This window comes from Sphingobium sp. Leaf26 (genome assembly GCF_001421665.1).
GTDB lineage: Bacteria > Pseudomonadota > Alphaproteobacteria > Sphingomonadales > Sphingomonadaceae > Sphingobium.
Window position 1 is genome coordinate 56,567 of sequence record NZ_LMKV01000030.1, and the last position, 14,957, is coordinate 71,523.

Here is a 14,957-nt window from a genome sequence, read left to right on the forward strand (position 1 = left end):
AGCGCGACAGCGCGATAATATTACGCCATGTCGGCCATCGTCCAGTTCGAAAATGTCGGTCTGCGCTATGGTCTGGACAGCGAAACCCTGTCCGATGTCAGCTTCTCGCTGGCCAGCGGCGGCTTTTATTTCCTGACCGGCGCGTCGGGCGCGGGCAAGACCTCGCTGCTCAAACTCCTCTACCTCGCCCAGCGGCCCAGCCGCGGCGTCATCCGCCTGTTCGGTGAGGATGTGGTGACGCTTCCCCGGAAAAGATTGCCCGGCTTTCGCCGCCGCATCGGCGTGGTGTTCCAGGATTTCCGGCTCGTCCCGCATCTGTCCGCCTACGACAATATCGCCTTGCCGCTGCGTGTATCGGGCATGGAGGAGGGAGAGATCGACGCCCCGGTGGCAGAGATGCTGAACTGGGTCGGGCTGGGCGATCGCGGCCAGGCGCGCCCCGCCACCCTGTCGGGCGGGGAGCAGCAGCGCGTCGCCATCGCCCGCGCCGTGATCGGTCGCCCCGAAATATTGGTCGCCGACGAACCGACCGGCAACGTCGATGCTGACATGGCCCGTCGCCTGATGACTTTGTTCGAGGCGCTCAATCGCCTCGGCACCACCATCGTCGTCGCTACCCATGACCTTCCCCTCATCGCGCAAGTCTCCGGCGCGCAGATGATGCGGCTGGACAAGGGGCGGCTGGCCGACCCCACCGGCACGCTGCGCTATCCGCCCCAATCCCAGTCGAAACCGCAGGGCAACGCCTGATGGCCAGCCGCGCCGACCGCAAGGCCGCTGCTGCTTCGCGTCATCGCCTGCTGCCCGGCGGCCGTCTGGCTGGACCCATGCCGTGGATCATCGCGATCATGATGTTCCTGACGGTGCTGGCCGCCGCCGCCGGACTGGGCCTGGGCGCTGCCGTCCGGTCCATGAGCGCCGACCTTGCCGGGCGTGCCAGCGTGCAGGTGGTGGAGGCCGATGCGCAGGTCCGCGCCGAACTGGCGGCCCGGACCCTGACGGCCTTGCGATCCTCCAGCGGCGTGCGTGCGGCCGAGCCGGTCGATCCGGTTGCGCTGGCCGACCAGTTGCGCCCCTGGCTGGGCGATGCGGCGACCAGTGGCGACCTGCCGGTGCCGGCGCTGATCGACGTCATGCTGACGCCCGGCGATGCGGAGGCCAAGATTGGCGGCCTGCGCCGTCTGCTCGCGGATGTTTCGCCCAAGCTGCGGATCGAGCCGCATGCCGCCTTCCTGCTGCCGTTGGCTGGCCTGTTGACGGCGCTGGGCTGGCTGTCGGCGGGCGTCGTGCTGCTGATGATCCTGGCGACCGGCGCTGTCGTCGTGCTGGCCGCGCGCGGTGCGCATGACAGCCATCGCGGCACGATCGACGTCCTGCACCTGATGGGATCGACGGATGTGCAGATCGCCCGGCTGTTCCAGCGCCGCATCGGCCTCGACGCGCTGATGGGCAGCGCGCTAGGCTTTTCCTTCGCCGCGTTCGTCATCCTGCTGATCGGCCTGCGTCTGGCCGCTACCGGATCGGACCTGATCGGCGCGGTGGAACTGGATATGCGCGGCTGGCTGATCTTGGTGGCCCTGCCGATCTTCGGCGTGACGCTGGCGACGCTGACGGCGCGCTGGACGGTGCTGCGGGCGTTGGGGCGAGCGTTGTGATCGTCCGCTTCGTCGCCATCACGCTGCTGACCTGGATGCTGGGCTTTGCCTGGTTCGGCATTTTCCTGCCCCAGCCGCTGGATGGGCGGCAGACCGATGCGATCGTCGTGCTGACCGGCGGCGCAGGGCGAATCGACCGCGGCATCGCCCTGTTGCAGGACGGCGCGGCCAAGCGGATGCTGATTTCCGGCGTCGATCGTTCGGTCCGTCCGGTCGAACTGGCGGTGCAATATAAGACGCCCGAAGCCTTGTTGACCTGCTGCATCACGCTGGGTCGGGAGGCGATCGACACCCGGTCAAACGGGCTGGAGACGGCGCGCTGGCTGGAACGGCGGGATTACAAGACGGTGCGCCTGATCACCACCGACTGGCATATGCGCCGCGCCGCGCTGGAACTGCGCCAGTCGATGCCCGACTCCAAGGTGACGATCGTTTATGACGCCGTGCCCAGCCGACCGAGCCTCACCATATTGGCGCGGGAATATAATAAATATCTGCTGCGGCGCATCGCCGCCCTTATCGGTATCTGATCGGACTTGCATGTGATCGCCATTCGTTCACTTCTTTTTGCGCTGGTCTTCTACCCCGGCAGCCTGATGTTCGTGCTGTGGGCGATGGCCTTTGGCTGGACCACGCCGCTGATGGTGCAGCGGACCGCGACCCACTGGAGCCGTTTCCATCGCTGGTGCGTCCAGCGGCTGCTGGGGCAACGGATCGTGGTCGAGGGTGACCTGCCGATCGGTCCCTATCTCTATATCGCGAAACATGAATCGATGTTCGAGACGATCGACATCCTGTGCCTGTTCGACCGGCCGGCGATCGGCGCCAAGCGGGAGTTGTTCGACATCCCGCTCTGGGGCGGGATCGCCCGCCGCTATGGCCTGATCCCCATCGAACGCACCGCCGGGGCGAGCGCCCTGCGCGCCCTGCGCGCGGCGGCGAAGGACCGGATCGCACAGGGCCGTGCCATCTGCCTCTTCCCCGAAGGCACGCGCGTACCGCATGGCGAGTCGCCGCCGCTCAAGGCAGGGTTCGCCGGCCTTTACAGCTTGCTAGGCCTGCCCGTCGTGCCGATCGCCATCGACAGCGGGCGGGTGTCGCCGCGCGGCAAATTCCTCAAACGTCCGGGCACCATCACCTACAAGGTGGGAGAGATCGTCCCCGTCGGTCTCGACCGCAAGGAGGCAGAGGCGCGGGTCCATGCGGCGATCAACGCACTGAACTAACCGGAGCGGGGCGGTGTAGGAAAGCCCTCAGTGCGATCGGCCGAAGTCGGGCTTGGCGTCGTCCTGCCCCTGTTCGATGATCGACCGGCGGATGTCGCGTGTGCGGGTGAACAGGTTGAACAGCGCGTCGCCGTCATTCCACCGAATCGCCCGCTGGAGCGCCGACAGATCCTCCGAAAAGCGCTGGAGCATTTCCAGCACGGCATCCTTGTTCGCAAGAAACACGTCGCGCCACATGGTCGGGTCTGACGCGGCGATGCGGGTAAAGTCGCGGAAACCGCCGGCGGAATATTTGATGACTTCGCTCTGGGTCACGCTTTCCATGTCGCTGGCCGTGCCGACGATGGTGTAGGCGATGAGATGCGGCAGATGGCTGGTCACGGCCAGCACCAGATCATGATGCGCCGGGTCCATCATCTCCACGTCCGCCCCGACGCGGCGCCATAGTTCCGCGACACGCTCGACGGCGGCGGGATCAGCATCGGCGGGCGGAGTGACGATCGACCAGCGGCCCTTGAACAGGGTCGCAAAGCCCGCTTCCGGTCCGCTATTTTCCGTGCCGGCGACCGGATGCGCCGGGATGATCGTCCGCCCCGGCAGCGCGGCGTTGAGTTGCGCCAGCACATCCGCTTTGCACGAACCGACATCGCTGACGATCGCATCGGCCGGCAGGTCGTCGGCAATTTCCGCCGCCGCCGCGCCCATGGCGCGGACCGGTACGCACAGCACCACCAGATCGGCATCCGTCACCGAAGCGCCCGCCGTGTCGGTGACGTCGTCGCACAGGTCGATCCGCCGGGCGGTTTCGCGCACGGCGGGGTCGGCATCATAGCCGGTCACGCGCACGGTGGGCATGTCCGCCCGGATCGCGCGGGCCAGCGAGGAGCCGATCAGCCCCAGGCCGATGATGGTGACGCGGGCAAAGGGCAGCATCGGTTCAGGCCGCCTCCGCCATGGCGCGCAGCTTGGCCGCGACGGCGCGGTTCTGCGCCTTGGTCCCGATGGTGATGCGCAGGCCGTTGGGCAGGCCCTGTCCGGGCAGCCAGCGCGTGGCATAGCCTTCGTCCCACAGCCCCTTCATCGCGGCTTCGGCGGTCAGCTTGCCGTCGAACAGGATCAGCAGGAAGTTGGTCTTGCTGGGCACGGCGCGCAAGCCAAAGTTGGACAGCGCGGCGACTTCGCTGGCCAGCCAGTCGCGCCAGCGGGCATTGTGGGTCCGGCTGAACGCGACCCATTCCGTGTCCCCGATCGCCGCGATCGCCGCCGCCTGACCCGCCGTCGTCACGTTGAACGGCGCGCGGATGCGGTGGAGGATGTCGATCACTTCTGGCGAACCATAGCCCCAGCCGATGCGTTCGGCGGCCAGGCCGTAGATTTTCGAGAAGGTGCGGGTGACGAGAATGTTGGACGCGCTTTTCGCCAGTTCCAGGCCGCCGTCATCCTCGCCATCCTCCAGATATTCGGCATAGGCCTGATCGAGGACGAACAGGATGTCGGGGCGCAGTCCGGCGTGCAGGCGGGCGATCTCTTCCCGGCTGGTCATCGTGCCGGTCGGGTTGTTGGGATTGGCAAGAAAAACGACCTTGGTCTTGTCCGTCACGGCGGCGAGCAGCGCATCGACGTCGGTGGCATAATCCTTGTCCGCGGCGATCACCGGCGTCGCGCCGACGCGACGGGCGGCGATGTCGTAGACGGCAAAGCCATAGCGGACATAGAGGATTTCATCGCCCGGCCCGGCATAGGCGGAGGCGGCGATATGCAGCAGTTCGTCCGACCCGGTGCCATAGATGACCCGTTCGGGATCGAGGCCATGGGCCGCGCCGATCGCCGCGCGCAGCTTTTCCGCGGCAGGATCGGGATAGGTCGCCATGTCGGCCGTCGCGGCGACGAAGGCTTCGCGCACGGCCTTGCTGGTGCCGAGCGGATTTTCATTGGCGCTCAATTTGATGAGGGGACGGCCATCGTCGGCCGCCGATTTGCCCGGCACATAGGCATGAATGCCGAGGATCCAATCCTTGGGAGCTGGTTTTGTCATGGCTGCGGGCTTTAGCGGCTTCCTGGCGAAAGGCAAAGTGGGTGGAAGAGGCGACGCGACAGGCGAAGTTCACACCGTCGTCGGGGTAAAAAGGGGCCGAAGCGCTCGCGAGGCTCTCGCGAAGCCACTTCGACGCGCCACGGGCGCGCCACTTGTGCGACGCGGACGAGGCGATGGCGCGCCACGGACGCGACTTCTGGTCGACGGGAAGCGACTGAGGCGCGTCTGTCCTGGCACAGGGATGCGACAAGGAAAGAAGGCGAGGGGTCGGAAGACAGTCCATGGGACAGAATAGGCCAGAATAAATCCTACATTAAAAGCATGTTGGACGACGACTGGGCGCGGTGATGACGAACGGAAACGGACGCCCGATATCCGTTCGGGCTGAGCCTGTCGAAGCTCTGTTCTTTCTTTGCATGGTGCATTTTGAAGAAAGGAGGAAGCCCTTCGACAGGCTCAGGGCGAACGGACGTTGGCAGTTGGCGAGCAATGCCATCCGCAATGCTTGGGCCATCACACCACCGGGGTCAGCAGCGGCTCGCCCGCAAACCACGCATCCAGATTGGCGAGGACGAGGTCGGCCATTGCCCGGCGGCTGTGCGTGGTGGCGCTGCCCTGATGGGGTTGCAGCACGACCTGGTCCATGGCGATCAGCGCGGGGGGCACATGCGGTTCATGGGCGAAGACGTCCAGCCCGGCGCCGGCGATGCGGCCTTCGGTCAGGGCGGCGACCAGCGCGTCCTCGTCGATCACGCTGCCCCGGCTGATATTGACGAGCACGCCGTCCGGGCCGAGCGCGTCGAGCATCGCGGCGTCCACCAGCTTGACCGTTTCCGGGCCGCCGGCCGTGGCGACGATCAGCACGTCGCTTTGCCGGGCGAAGGCGATCGGGTCGGCGACATAGCGCCAAGGGGCGTCCGCCGCTTCCCGCCGGTTGTGATAGAGGATTTCACCCGCCACCGGCTCCAGCCGGGTCGCTATGGCGCGGCCGATGCGGCCAAGGCCCAATATGCCGATGCGCCGGCCCGTCACCCGACCGGACAGAGCCGGCCTGATGCCGCGCGCCCAGTCGCCCGCGCGCAGCATCCGGTCGTTGGCGACCATGTTGCGCACCGTGGCATAGAGCAGGCCGACGGCCAGGTCCGCGACATCGTCGGTCAGCACGTCGGGCGTGTTGGTCACGCGGATACCCTTGACGCGGGCATGATCGACATCGACCTTGTCATAGCCGACCGAGAAGAGGCCGATCATTTCCAGCTTCGGCAGCGCGTCCATGATCGCGGCCGATGCGCCGACCGACCCGAAGCTGACCAGCGCGCGCGCCGCCCGCACCTGTGGTGGCAGGGCGGCGAGGTCGGCGTCGGCCGCCACGGCATGAACGGTGAAGCGGCGGGCCAGTTCGGCGTCCATATAGGGGTTCAGCGGGCCATAGGCGACGATCGGGGGGCGTGAGGCATCGGTCATGCCGATCATCTAGGGACTGTGCCCCGGATGCGCCAGATTGACAGAGTGGAACGGCGGTCCTAGCCCCGCCTGCATCATGGCCAGTGTCCCCATCAGCGAAGATAGTCGTTTCGGCCTGCGTCGGCAGGCCCGCCTGACCGGTCCCCTGCACCTGTCGAGCGGGGCGCTGCTTGGGCCGGTCGACATCGCCTATGAAACCTACGGCGCGATGAATGCGGACAAATCCAATGTCATCCTGATCTGCCACGCGCTGACGGGCGACCAATATGTCGCGTCCGACCATCCCGTCACCGGCAAGCCGGGCTGGTGGTGGCGACTGGTGGGGGAGGGCAAGCCGGTCGATCCGGCGCGCCATTTCATCGTCTGTAGCAATGTCATCGGAAGCTGCATGGGATCATCCGGCCCGGCCAGCATCGACCCTGCGACCGGCGATCCGCACGCCATGCGCTTTCCGGTGCTGACCATCGCCGACATGGTGCGGGCGCAGGCGGCGCTGCTGGACTATCTGGGCGTCGATCGCCTGTCCGCCGTCATCGGCGGGTCGATGGGGGGAATGCAGGCGCTGACCTGGCCGACGCTCTTCCCCGATAGGGTCGAAAGCTGCGTCGTCATTGCCTCCACCGCGCGGCACAGCGCGCAGAATATCGCTTTCCACGAGGTGGGCAGGCAGGCGATCATGGCCGACCCGCATTGGCGCGGCGGCGATTATTATGCGGACGGACTGGTGCCCAGCGCGGGGCTGGCCGTCGCGCGCATGGCCGCGCATATCACCTATCTGTCCGAAGCGGGGCTGACCGAGAAATTCGGGCGGCGCTTGCAAGGGCGTGACGCCAAGACATTCGGCTTCGACGCGGATTTTCAGGTGGAAAGCTATTTGCGGCATCAGGGGCTGAGCTTCGTCGAGCGGTTCGACGCGAATTCCTATCTCTACATCACCCGCGCGATGGACTATTATGACATTGCCGACGATCATGGCGGGTCGCTGGCCAAGGCGTTCGCGGCGAGCAAGGCGCGCTTCTGCCTCGTCAGCTTCGATACCGACTGGCTCTATCCGACGACCGAATCGCGGATCATCGTCCATGCCCTGAACGCATCGGGCGCGCAGGCCAGCTTCGTAGAACTGTCCAGCCCGTTCGGCCACGACGCCTTCCTGCTGGAATGCCCCGAACTCAACCGGGTGGTGGACGGCTTCCTGAAAGGGGGCCGGGCATGAGCGAGACGTTGCGCCCCGATCTCGCCCTGATCGCGCGCACGGTGCGGCAGGGCGCGCGCGTGCTGGACGTGGGCTGCGGCGACGGCGCGCTGATGGCGGCGATGCGCGACAATGCGCAGGTGGATGCGCGCGGGCTGGAGATTGACGGCTCGAATGTGGCCGCCGCCGTGGGGCGCGGCCTGTCGGTGGTGCAGGGGGACGCCGACACCGACCTTGGCTATTATCCCGACGCCAGTTTCGACTATGCGATATTGAGCCAGACGCTCCAGACGACGCGGCGGCCTGACCTGGTGGTCGAGGAATTGCTGCGAATCGGGCGACAGGCGTTCGTATCCTTCCCGAATTTCGCGCATTGGCGCGGGCGCATTTCGCTGCTGTGGGGCGGGCGGATGCCGGTGACGCGGCTGTTGCCGGACACATGGTATGATACGCTCAACATCCATCATGTGACGGTCGATGATTTTCGCGCGCTGGTAAAGGAGCGGGGCTGGACCATCGACGGCCAGTGGTTCCTGAAGGGCGACAAGGAAACCACGCATGCCAATGCGAACCTGTTCGCCGAGCATGCCGTGTTCCTGCTGCGCAAATAATTCAGTTGCCCGGACCTGCCTGTCGCAGGCCAAAGGATGTTGCGCGGCCGCGTGCCGCTTCACGGCGGAAATGGGTAAGGCCGGAGGTCAGAGCAGCAGCATAGACCGGGCGGTCCGGTGATTTGGGTGCTGGGGCCTTCAATACCGCGTCCACATCGACCGGCTCTTCAAATTCCACACCGAAATGGCGATCCGCCGTCCAGACGACCCGACCGGGCATTTCCGTTTCGCCACGAGTGACGACGATACGGACGCCGACACCGGGCGATTTGCCCTGGATGCGGGCGCCGCCGGCTGAAATATCGCGGATGCGCACGAGCTGCTTGGCCGATAATGGTTCACCCAGATTGAGGTGGGCATCCATGAAGACGTTGGAGCGCTTTGCGCGCGGAGGGAGGGCCATGATCCTTCTCGCATGATGGTTCGTCATGGGAAGGAGTCCTGAACCGCGCCGGTGGTTGCAGGCGTCTCGCCAGTCCGGGGCTGCCGTGCGGCGGGCGGAGCCTGTATCAGCGCTGCGGCCCGATGCCCTTTTCGATGAGGGCGTTGGCGATGGCGGCGATCTCCTCCGCCGGACGGGCATCGTCCCATACGCCATAGCGCAGACCGAGGAATACGTTCATGCCCATGATCGCCCAGGCATGGACTTCTTCGACGTCCGGACGCACATCGCCGCGCGCGGCGGCGGCTGTCAGGCGGGCGGCCATGCGGCTGGCGGTATTTTCATAATGGGCGCGATAGGCGGCCTGATCGACGAACTCAGCCTCGTCGATGATGCGGTAGATTTCCTTGTGGGCGCGGGCGAATTCCAGGAAGCTCAACAGGCCGATCCGCTCCGCGTCGATGCCGTCGCGCGCCTCCGCGATGCGGGGGGAGACATAGTCGCGCACCTGCCCCGACATGTCGTTCACCAACGCGCGGAAAATGTCATCCTTGGTATCGAAATAGGTGTAGAAGCTGCCAAGCGCACAGCCGGCGCGGCGGGTGATGCCGCTGATCGATCCGTCATGGAATCCCTTCTCGCCAAATTCCGCAGCAGCGGCCGACAAAAGAGCGCGGCGGGTGCGCTCCCCGCGCGGGGTACGGGGCGTCTTGTCGTCCTTTGCGGCACCTTGGTCGGTCATCTCCACTCCTGACATCCTGTGTATTTTTGGCCGCACTGATGCGCTCTCATGCCCAGCCTCTTATTTCAAGTTGAAAGATGGTTCAACTTTCATTATCGAATCGGACAAGGCAAAGCGACCCGGCAGACCGGGCGCGCCATTTTCAGGAGAGGACCGACCCGATGAAGGCCCATCAGACCATTCGTGCTCTTGCGCTCGCTTCCGCCGCCTGGGGCGGCATGATTGCGCTGCCCGTGCTGGCGCAGGACGCTGCGCCACAGGCTTCCGCTGCCGATGATGACGCGCCGATCGTCGTCACCGCCCGCCGGCGCGAGGAAACTCTGGTCAGCGTACCGATCGCGGTCAGCGCCTTTTCCGGCGAAGCGCTGGAAAAGGGCGGGGCGATCGATATCACCGATCTGGCCAACATCACCCCCAACACCACGCTGGAGGCATCGCGCGGCACCAATTCGACCCTCACCGCCTTCATCCGCGGCGTGGGCCAGCAGGATCCGGTATCGGGCTTCGAACAGGGCGTCGGCATCTATCTGGACGATGTCTATCTCAACCGGCCGCAGGGCGCGTTGCTCGATATCTATGACGTGGAGCGGATCGAGATACTGCGCGGGCCGCAGGGCACGCTCTATGGCCGCAACACGATCGGCGGCGCGGTGAAATATGTGACCAGGATGCTGCCACAGGATTTTTCGCTGAAGGTGAAGGGGACGTACGGCAGCTATGACCAGGCGGACGGCCTGATCAGTGTATCCGCGCCGATCAGCGATCTGATCCGGGTCGGTGGCGCCTTTGCCCGCCTGTCGCGCGGCGGGTTCGGCAAGAACCTCACCACCGGTCAGGAAAATTACAACAAGGATATCTGGGCCGGACGCGCGACCTTCGAAATGGGCGGCTATGGCGCGCCGGTGCTGATGCGCATCACCGGCGACTATACGAAGGACAAGAGCAATCCGCGCGGCGGCCACCGCCTGATCCCCGGACAGGCGTCGGGCGCGCCGGTGCTGGACAATGTGTTCGATACGCGCGGCGGGCTGGTCGATCCCCGGCAGCAGGTCAAATCCTACGGCCTGTCGATGAACATCTCGGCGGAGCTGAACGACGTCTTCACGCTGAAATCGATCAGCGCCTGGCGCAAGGATGACAGCGCATCGCCGATCGATTTCGACGCTTTGCCCGCCGTCGATGTCGACGTGCCGGCCTTCTACCGCAACGAACAGTTGAGCCAGGAAGTGCAGTTGCAGGTCGACGCCGGGCCGCTGAAGGGCATGGTCGGCTTCTACTATCTGGACGCCAGCGCCGACACGCAGTTCGACACGCGCATCTTCACCACGCTGGCGGGCCTGACGGCGTTCACGCAGGCCGATGTCGATACCGAAACCTATGCGATCTTCGGCGACTTCACCTATGATTTCAGCCCGCAGTTCAGCGTGTCGGCCGGTGGTCGCTATACCTGGGACGAGCGGCGCGCGGATATTCTTCGGCAAAATTATCTGGGTGGCGGGTCGCCGGTCTTCGGCGGCGCGGGCCTCCCCTTCGGCGCGCCCAGCACCGATTTCCGGGGATCGGCCAAATATAGGAAATTCACCCCGCGCTTTTCGGTCAGCTACAAGCCGACGCAGGATCATAATATCTATGCCAGCTATTCCAAGGGCTTCAAGGGCGGCGGCTTCGACCCGCGCGGCGTGGGCACCAATGCGCCGGACCTGAATGGCGACGGCATCCGGCAGGATAGCGAAATCGCCTCCTTCCTCAGCTTCCGACCCGAAGAGGTGGACAGCTATGAGGTCGGCTACAAGGGCAATTTCATGGACGGCGCGCTCTTTGTCGCGGTCGCGGGCTTCTATGCCGACTACAAGGATGTGCAGATTCCAGGCTCGGTCGCCTGCACCGTCAATGTCGGTGGCGTGGCGACGCCCTCCTTCTGCGGCATCGTGTCCAATGCGGGCAAGGCGCGGTTCAAGGGGCTGGAGTTCGAAAGCAACGCACGGTTGGGTCGCGACATGCTGACCAGCGGCGACCGGCTGAACCTGGCTACCGCGATCGGCTATATCGACGCGGAATATCGGGAATATATTGCCAACATCGGCGGCGTACCGACCGATGTGGCGCAATATCGCCAGGTGCAGAATACGCCGAAATGGACGGCCAGCGGGACGCTGAGCTACAACACGCCCGTAGGCGATGGCAGCCTCTATGCAGGCAGCACGGTTTCCTGGCGGTCCAAGACCTATCAGTTCGAAATTCCCAACCCCTATATCGACCAGAAGGGCTATGCGCTGTGGGACGCCAGCATCGTCTATACCGCGCCCGACGACCGCTGGTCGCTGGGCGTCCATGGCAAGAACATCCTGGACAAGGAATATAAGACGTCGGGCTATACCTTCGTCGCGGCCAACCCGGTGACCGGGGCGATCATCAACAATGCCGCCGGCTTCCCGACGCCGTCGCTGGGGCGTGAAGGCACGTTGACCGCCTTCTACGGCAATCCGCGTCAGGTGTTCGTGACGGGGACGCTGAGGTTCTGATCCTGATTGGACGATCTGGAAAAATCCGTTCGTCCTGAGTAGCCATTGAGCGAAATCGAAATGGCGTATCGAAGGATGCTTCGATACGAGGCTTCGACAGGCTCAGCCTCTACTCAGCACGAACGGAGCAGGGGAAAGTCAGCAGAAGGGTTTCATGACCGATCGAACAACCTCTCCCGCCTATCGTGGCGTCGTGCTGGCGATGCTGCTGCTGGTCTATACGTTCAATTTCCTGGACCGGCAGATCCTGGGTATCCTCGCCGGGCCGATCAAGGCGGAGCTGGGGCTGAGCGATACCCAACTCGGCGCGCTGGGCGGCATCGCCTTCGCCCTGCTCTATTCGACGCTGGCGATCCCGCTGGCGTTGCTGGCGGACCGGACCAGCCGCACCTGGGTCATCACCGTCAGCCTGGCCATCTGGAGCGGCTTCACCGCGCTGTGCGGGATCGCGACCAGCTTCACCCAGATGTTCCTGTTCCGCATCGGCGTGGGCGTGGGGGAGGCCGGTGGCGTTGCGCCGTCCTATGCCGTGATTTCCGACTATTTTCCGCAGCATCAACGGGCGCGGGCGCTGTCCGTCTATTCGCTCGGTATCCCCTTGGGGTCGGCGGGCGGCGTGCTGCTGGGCGGCTATATCGCGCAGACGGTGGAATGGCGGACGGCCTTCATCGCGGTGGGCGTGCTGGGCATCCTGATCGCACCGATTTTCCGGCTGGTGGTGCGGGAACCGGCGCGGCCGGTGCAGACGGGCAAGATGGTGCCGGTCAGCGCCGTGTTCGGCATCCTCGCGGCCAAGCGCAGCTTCTGGATGCTGGCGCTGGGCGCGGCGTGCAGTTCGATGTGCGGCTATGGCGTCGCCTTCTGGTTGCCGAGCCTGCTGATGCGCAGCTTTGGCCTGGACCTGATGGGGGCGGGGCAGTTTCTGGGCGGGCTGTTGCTGATCGGTGGGGTGGCAGGCGTGCTGCTGGGCGGCTTCCTGGGCGACGCGATGGGCAACAGGGACAAGGCCTATTTCGCCTGGGTTCCGGCGGTCAGCTATGTGATCGGCATGCCCCTGTTCGTGATCGGGGTGCTGTCGAGCAGCGTGACCGTCGCCTTCGCCCTGTTCCTGATCCCGCAGGCGCTGGTCTATGTCTGGCTGGGGCCGGTGCTGACCGCCGTGCAGCATCTGGTGCCGCCGCATATGCGGGCGAGCGCTTCGGCCACATTCCTGCTGATCAACAACCTCGTCGGGCTGGGGCTGGGGTCATGGAGCGTCGGCGCATTGTCCGACGCGCTGACGCCGACCTACGGGGTCGAGGCGCTGCGCTATGCGATCGTCGCGGCGCTGGGCTTCTATCTACTCGCGGGGCTGTTCATGGCGCTGGCGGGCAAGGCGCTGCGCAAGGATTGGGTGACGGCGTGAGACAGCGAGTTGGACACATGTTGCGATACGCTGTCATTCGTGAACAGGCAGAAGCAACCGGCCCATTCATGATTTCAAATCACTAATCAGCGTTCCTTGGTGGCGCTGAACTTCACCTTGGGGTGGCGTTCCTGCTGATAGCCGATGTCCCAGGCGCTGCGGGCCATGAAGACGAGATTGCCGTCCCGGTCCTTGGCCATGTTGGCGCCGTTATAGCTGACCAGATCCTTGACCGCCGCCTCATCGCCGCTGATCCAGCGGGCCGTGTCGAAGGGCGAGGGTTCCAGGCCGGCCGCAACCTTATATTCAGCCTCCAGCCGGCTGATCAGCACTTCGAGCTGAAGCTGGCCGACCACGCCGACGATCCAGTTGCTGCCGATTTCCGGGTAGAAAACCTGGATGACGCCCTCTTCGGACAGGTCATCCAGCGCCTTGCGGAGCTGCTTGGTCTTGGTCGGGTCTTTCAACTGGACGCGGCGCAATATTTCCGGCGCGAAATTGGGCAGGCCGGTGAAACGCAGGCCGGGCTTTTCGGACAGCGTATCGCCAACGCGCAGCGCGCCATGATTGGGAATGCCGATGATGTCGCCGGGAAACGCCTCGTCCGCCAGTTCGCGGTCCTGCGCGAAGAAGAGGATGGGGGAGTGGACGGCGAGCGGCTTGCCGCTGCCCGACGGGGTCAGCTTCATGCCGCGCCGGAACTTGCCCGATACGAGCCGCATGAAGGCGATGCGGTCGCGGTGCATCGGGTCCATATTGGCCTGCACCTTGAAGATGAAGCCGGTGACTTCGCTCTGGTCGGGTGCGACGGCGGCGGGTTCGGCCGGCTGCGCGCGCGGCGCGGGGGCATGGGCGGACAGGGCGTCGATCAGTTCGGTGACGCCGAACAGCTTCAATGCCGATCCGAAATAGACCGGCGTCAGGTCGCCCGCGCGATAGCGGTCGAGATCGAATTCGGCATAGCCGCCCTGCGCCAGTTCGGCCTCCTCGCGCAGCCGGTCGAGCGCGCGGTCGGACAGATGATCGGCCAGCTTCGGATCGTCGAGGCCGGACAGATGATGGCGGGTGCCGTCGAACTCGCGGCTGGGGCCGGTCGGTTGCATCAGCCGGTTGGTGGCGAAGTCGTAAATGCCCTCGAACTCGCCGCCCATGCCGGCGGGCCAGCTCATCGGGCAGACGTCGAGTTGCAACTGGTCGGCAACCTCATCGAGCAGGCCGAAGACTTCGCGCCCTTCGCGGTCGACCTTGTTGACGAAGGTGATGATCGGCAGGTTGCGCAGGCGGCAGACCTCGAACAGCTTGCGGGTCTGCGGCTCGATGCCCTTGGCCGCGTCGATCACCATGACGGCCGAATCGACCGCGGTCAGGGTGCGATAGGTGTCCTCGCTGAAATCCTCATGCCCCGGCGTGTCGAGCAGGTTGAAGGTGATGGTTTCGCCATCGCGGGTCCGCTCGAACGTCATGACGGACGAGGTGACGGAAATGCCGCGCTGCTGCTCGATCTTCATCCAGTCGGACCGGGCGCGACGGTTGGCGCCGCGCGCCTTGACCTCACCGGCCAGATGGATGGCGCCGCCTTCCAGCAGCAGCTTTTCGGTCAGCGTGGTCTTGCCGGCGTCCGGGTGGGAAATGATGGCGAAGGTGCGGCGGGATGGGATGGTCATGGCGCGTCCAGAAATAACAACAGCCGTCCGTGCCGAGCAGGGACTGAGCATGGCGAAGG

Annotated in this window: 14 protein-coding genes; 8 read left to right on the top strand and 6 right to left on the bottom strand. The window is 65.2% G+C overall.

Features of this window, described 5'->3' with window-relative positions; genetic code table 11:
• Nucleotides 1-27: 27 nt before the first annotated feature.
• The 4 genes from ftsE to ASE85_RS18915 all read left to right on the top strand — a co-directional run bounded on the left by ftsE (nt 28) and on the right by ASE85_RS18915 (nt 2,881).
• Nucleotides 28-750, top strand: a complete 723-nt coding sequence (gene ftsE, locus ASE85_RS18900; RefSeq protein WP_056692259.1) for a cell division ATP-binding protein FtsE — start codon at nt 28-30, stop codon at nt 748-750.
• Nucleotides 750-1,655: a cell division protein FtsX gene (locus tag ASE85_RS18905; RefSeq protein ID WP_056692262.1), complete on the top strand. Its 906-nt coding sequence runs from the start codon at nt 750-752 to the stop codon at nt 1,653-1,655. Before ftsE ends, ASE85_RS18905 begins: the two co-directional genes overlap by 1 nt.
• Nucleotides 1,652-2,185: a YdcF family protein gene (locus tag ASE85_RS18910; RefSeq protein ID WP_056692265.1), complete on the top strand. Its 534-nt coding sequence runs from the start codon at nt 1,652-1,654 to the stop codon at nt 2,183-2,185. Before ASE85_RS18905 ends, ASE85_RS18910 begins: the two co-directional genes overlap by 4 nt.
• A gap of 66 nt (nt 2,186-2,251) precedes the next feature.
• Nucleotides 2,252-2,881, top strand: a complete 630-nt coding sequence (locus ASE85_RS18915) for a lysophospholipid acyltransferase family protein (RefSeq protein ID WP_056692665.1) — start codon at nt 2,252-2,254, stop codon at nt 2,879-2,881.
• 27 nt (nt 2,882-2,908) lie between these two features.
• Here the strand turns inward: ASE85_RS18915 and ASE85_RS18920 are convergent, their stop codons facing one another.
• The 3 genes from ASE85_RS18920 to ASE85_RS18930 all read right to left on the bottom strand — a co-directional run bounded on the left by ASE85_RS18920 (nt 2,909) and on the right by ASE85_RS18930 (nt 6,389).
• Nucleotides 2,909-3,814: a prephenate/arogenate dehydrogenase family protein gene (locus tag ASE85_RS18920; protein WP_056692268.1), complete on the bottom strand. Its 906-nt coding sequence runs from the start codon at nt 3,812-3,814 to the stop codon at nt 2,909-2,911.
• A 4-nt stretch (nt 3,815-3,818) separates the two neighbouring features.
• On the bottom strand, nt 3,819-4,916 hold the full coding sequence (gene hisC, locus ASE85_RS18925; protein ID WP_056692271.1) for a histidinol-phosphate transaminase: 1,098 nt from the start codon (nt 4,914-4,916) through the stop codon (nt 3,819-3,821).
• 513 nt (nt 4,917-5,429) lie between these two features.
• Nucleotides 5,430-6,389, bottom strand: coding sequence for a 2-hydroxyacid dehydrogenase (locus ASE85_RS18930; protein ID WP_056692274.1), 960 nt, complete (start codon nt 6,387-6,389; stop codon nt 5,430-5,432).
• Between the two features lie 67 nt (nt 6,390-6,456).
• Between ASE85_RS18930 and metX the strand changes: the two genes are divergently transcribed.
• Together metX and metW are read left to right on the top strand one after the other, a co-directional pair.
• Nucleotides 6,457-7,593 (top strand): homoserine O-acetyltransferase MetX, encoded by a 1,137-nt coding sequence (gene metX, locus ASE85_RS18935; RefSeq protein ID WP_056692277.1) that lies wholly within the window; start codon nt 6,457-6,459, stop codon nt 7,591-7,593.
• Nucleotides 7,590-8,183: a methionine biosynthesis protein MetW gene (gene metW, locus ASE85_RS18940; RefSeq protein WP_056692280.1), complete on the top strand. Its 594-nt coding sequence runs from the start codon at nt 7,590-7,592 to the stop codon at nt 8,181-8,183. Before metX ends, metW begins: the two co-directional genes overlap by 4 nt.
• Before the next feature lies 1 nt (nt 8,184).
• On the opposite strand, the gene ASE85_RS18945 is transcribed toward metW, so the two are convergent.
• The gene (locus tag ASE85_RS18945) at nt 8,185-8,586 is read right to left on the bottom strand and encodes a PilZ domain-containing protein (protein WP_056692283.1); all 402 of its coding nucleotides are present in this window, start codon (nt 8,584-8,586) and stop codon (nt 8,185-8,187) included.
• A 106-nt stretch (nt 8,587-8,692) separates the two neighbouring features.
• Complete coding sequence (locus tag ASE85_RS18950; protein ID WP_056692668.1) at nt 8,693-9,307, bottom strand: TetR/AcrR family transcriptional regulator; 615 nt, start codon at nt 9,305-9,307, stop codon at nt 8,693-8,695.
• 161 nt (nt 9,308-9,468) lie between these two features.
• Between ASE85_RS18950 and ASE85_RS18955 the strand changes: the two genes are divergently transcribed.
• A complete protein-coding gene (locus ASE85_RS18955) occupies nt 9,469-11,829 on the top strand; it encodes a TonB-dependent receptor (RefSeq protein WP_056692286.1) in 2,361 nt (786 codons plus the stop codon).
• Nucleotides 11,830-11,983: 154 nt separating this feature from the next.
• Nucleotides 11,984-13,234, top strand: a complete 1,251-nt coding sequence (locus ASE85_RS18960; RefSeq protein WP_056692288.1) for a spinster family MFS transporter — start codon at nt 11,984-11,986, stop codon at nt 13,232-13,234.
• 86 nt (nt 13,235-13,320) lie between these two features.
• Here ASE85_RS18960 and ASE85_RS18965 read toward each other — a convergent pair whose 3' ends face one another.
• Complete coding sequence (locus tag ASE85_RS18965; protein ID WP_056692290.1) at nt 13,321-14,898, bottom strand: peptide chain release factor 3; 1,578 nt, start codon at nt 14,896-14,898, stop codon at nt 13,321-13,323.
• Nucleotides 14,899-14,957 lie beyond the last annotated feature (59 nt).

Excerpts from the sequence above, each read along its gene's own strand:
- ASE85_RS18915 (WP_056692665.1), top strand. The coding sequence starts at position 2,252 with ATGTTCGTGCTGTGGGCGATGGCCTTTGGCTGGACCACGCCGCTGATG.
- metW (WP_056692280.1), top strand. The coding sequence starts at position 7,590 with ATGAGCGAGACGTTGCGCCCCGATCTCGCCCTGATCGCGCGCACGGTG.
- ASE85_RS18930 (WP_056692274.1), bottom strand. The coding sequence starts at position 6,389 with ATGATCGGCATGACCGATGCCTCACGCCCCCCGATCGTCGCCTATGGC.
- ASE85_RS18905 (WP_056692262.1), top strand. The coding sequence starts at position 750 with ATGGCCAGCCGCGCCGACCGCAAGGCCGCTGCTGCTTCGCGTCATCGC.
- metX (WP_056692277.1), top strand. The coding sequence starts at position 6,457 with ATGGCCAGTGTCCCCATCAGCGAAGATAGTCGTTTCGGCCTGCGTCGG.
- hisC (WP_056692271.1), bottom strand. The coding sequence starts at position 4,916 with ATGACAAAACCAGCTCCCAAGGATTGGATCCTCGGCATTCATGCCTAT.
- ASE85_RS18920 (WP_056692268.1), bottom strand. The coding sequence starts at position 3,814 with ATGCTGCCCTTTGCCCGCGTCACCATCATCGGCCTGGGGCTGATCGGC.
- ASE85_RS18960 (WP_056692288.1), top strand. The coding sequence starts at position 11,984 with ATGACCGATCGAACAACCTCTCCCGCCTATCGTGGCGTCGTGCTGGCG.
- ASE85_RS18945 (WP_056692283.1), bottom strand. The coding sequence starts at position 8,586 with ATGGCCCTCCCTCCGCGCGCAAAGCGCTCCAACGTCTTCATGGATGCC.
- ASE85_RS18955 (WP_056692286.1), top strand. The coding sequence starts at position 9,469 with ATGAAGGCCCATCAGACCATTCGTGCTCTTGCGCTCGCTTCCGCCGCC.
- ftsE (WP_056692259.1), top strand. The coding sequence starts at position 28 with ATGTCGGCCATCGTCCAGTTCGAAAATGTCGGTCTGCGCTATGGTCTG.
- ASE85_RS18950 (WP_056692668.1), bottom strand. The coding sequence starts at position 9,307 with ATGACCGACCAAGGTGCCGCAAAGGACGACAAGACGCCCCGTACCCCG.
- ASE85_RS18965 (WP_056692290.1), bottom strand. The coding sequence starts at position 14,898 with ATGACCATCCCATCCCGCCGCACCTTCGCCATCATTTCCCACCCGGAC.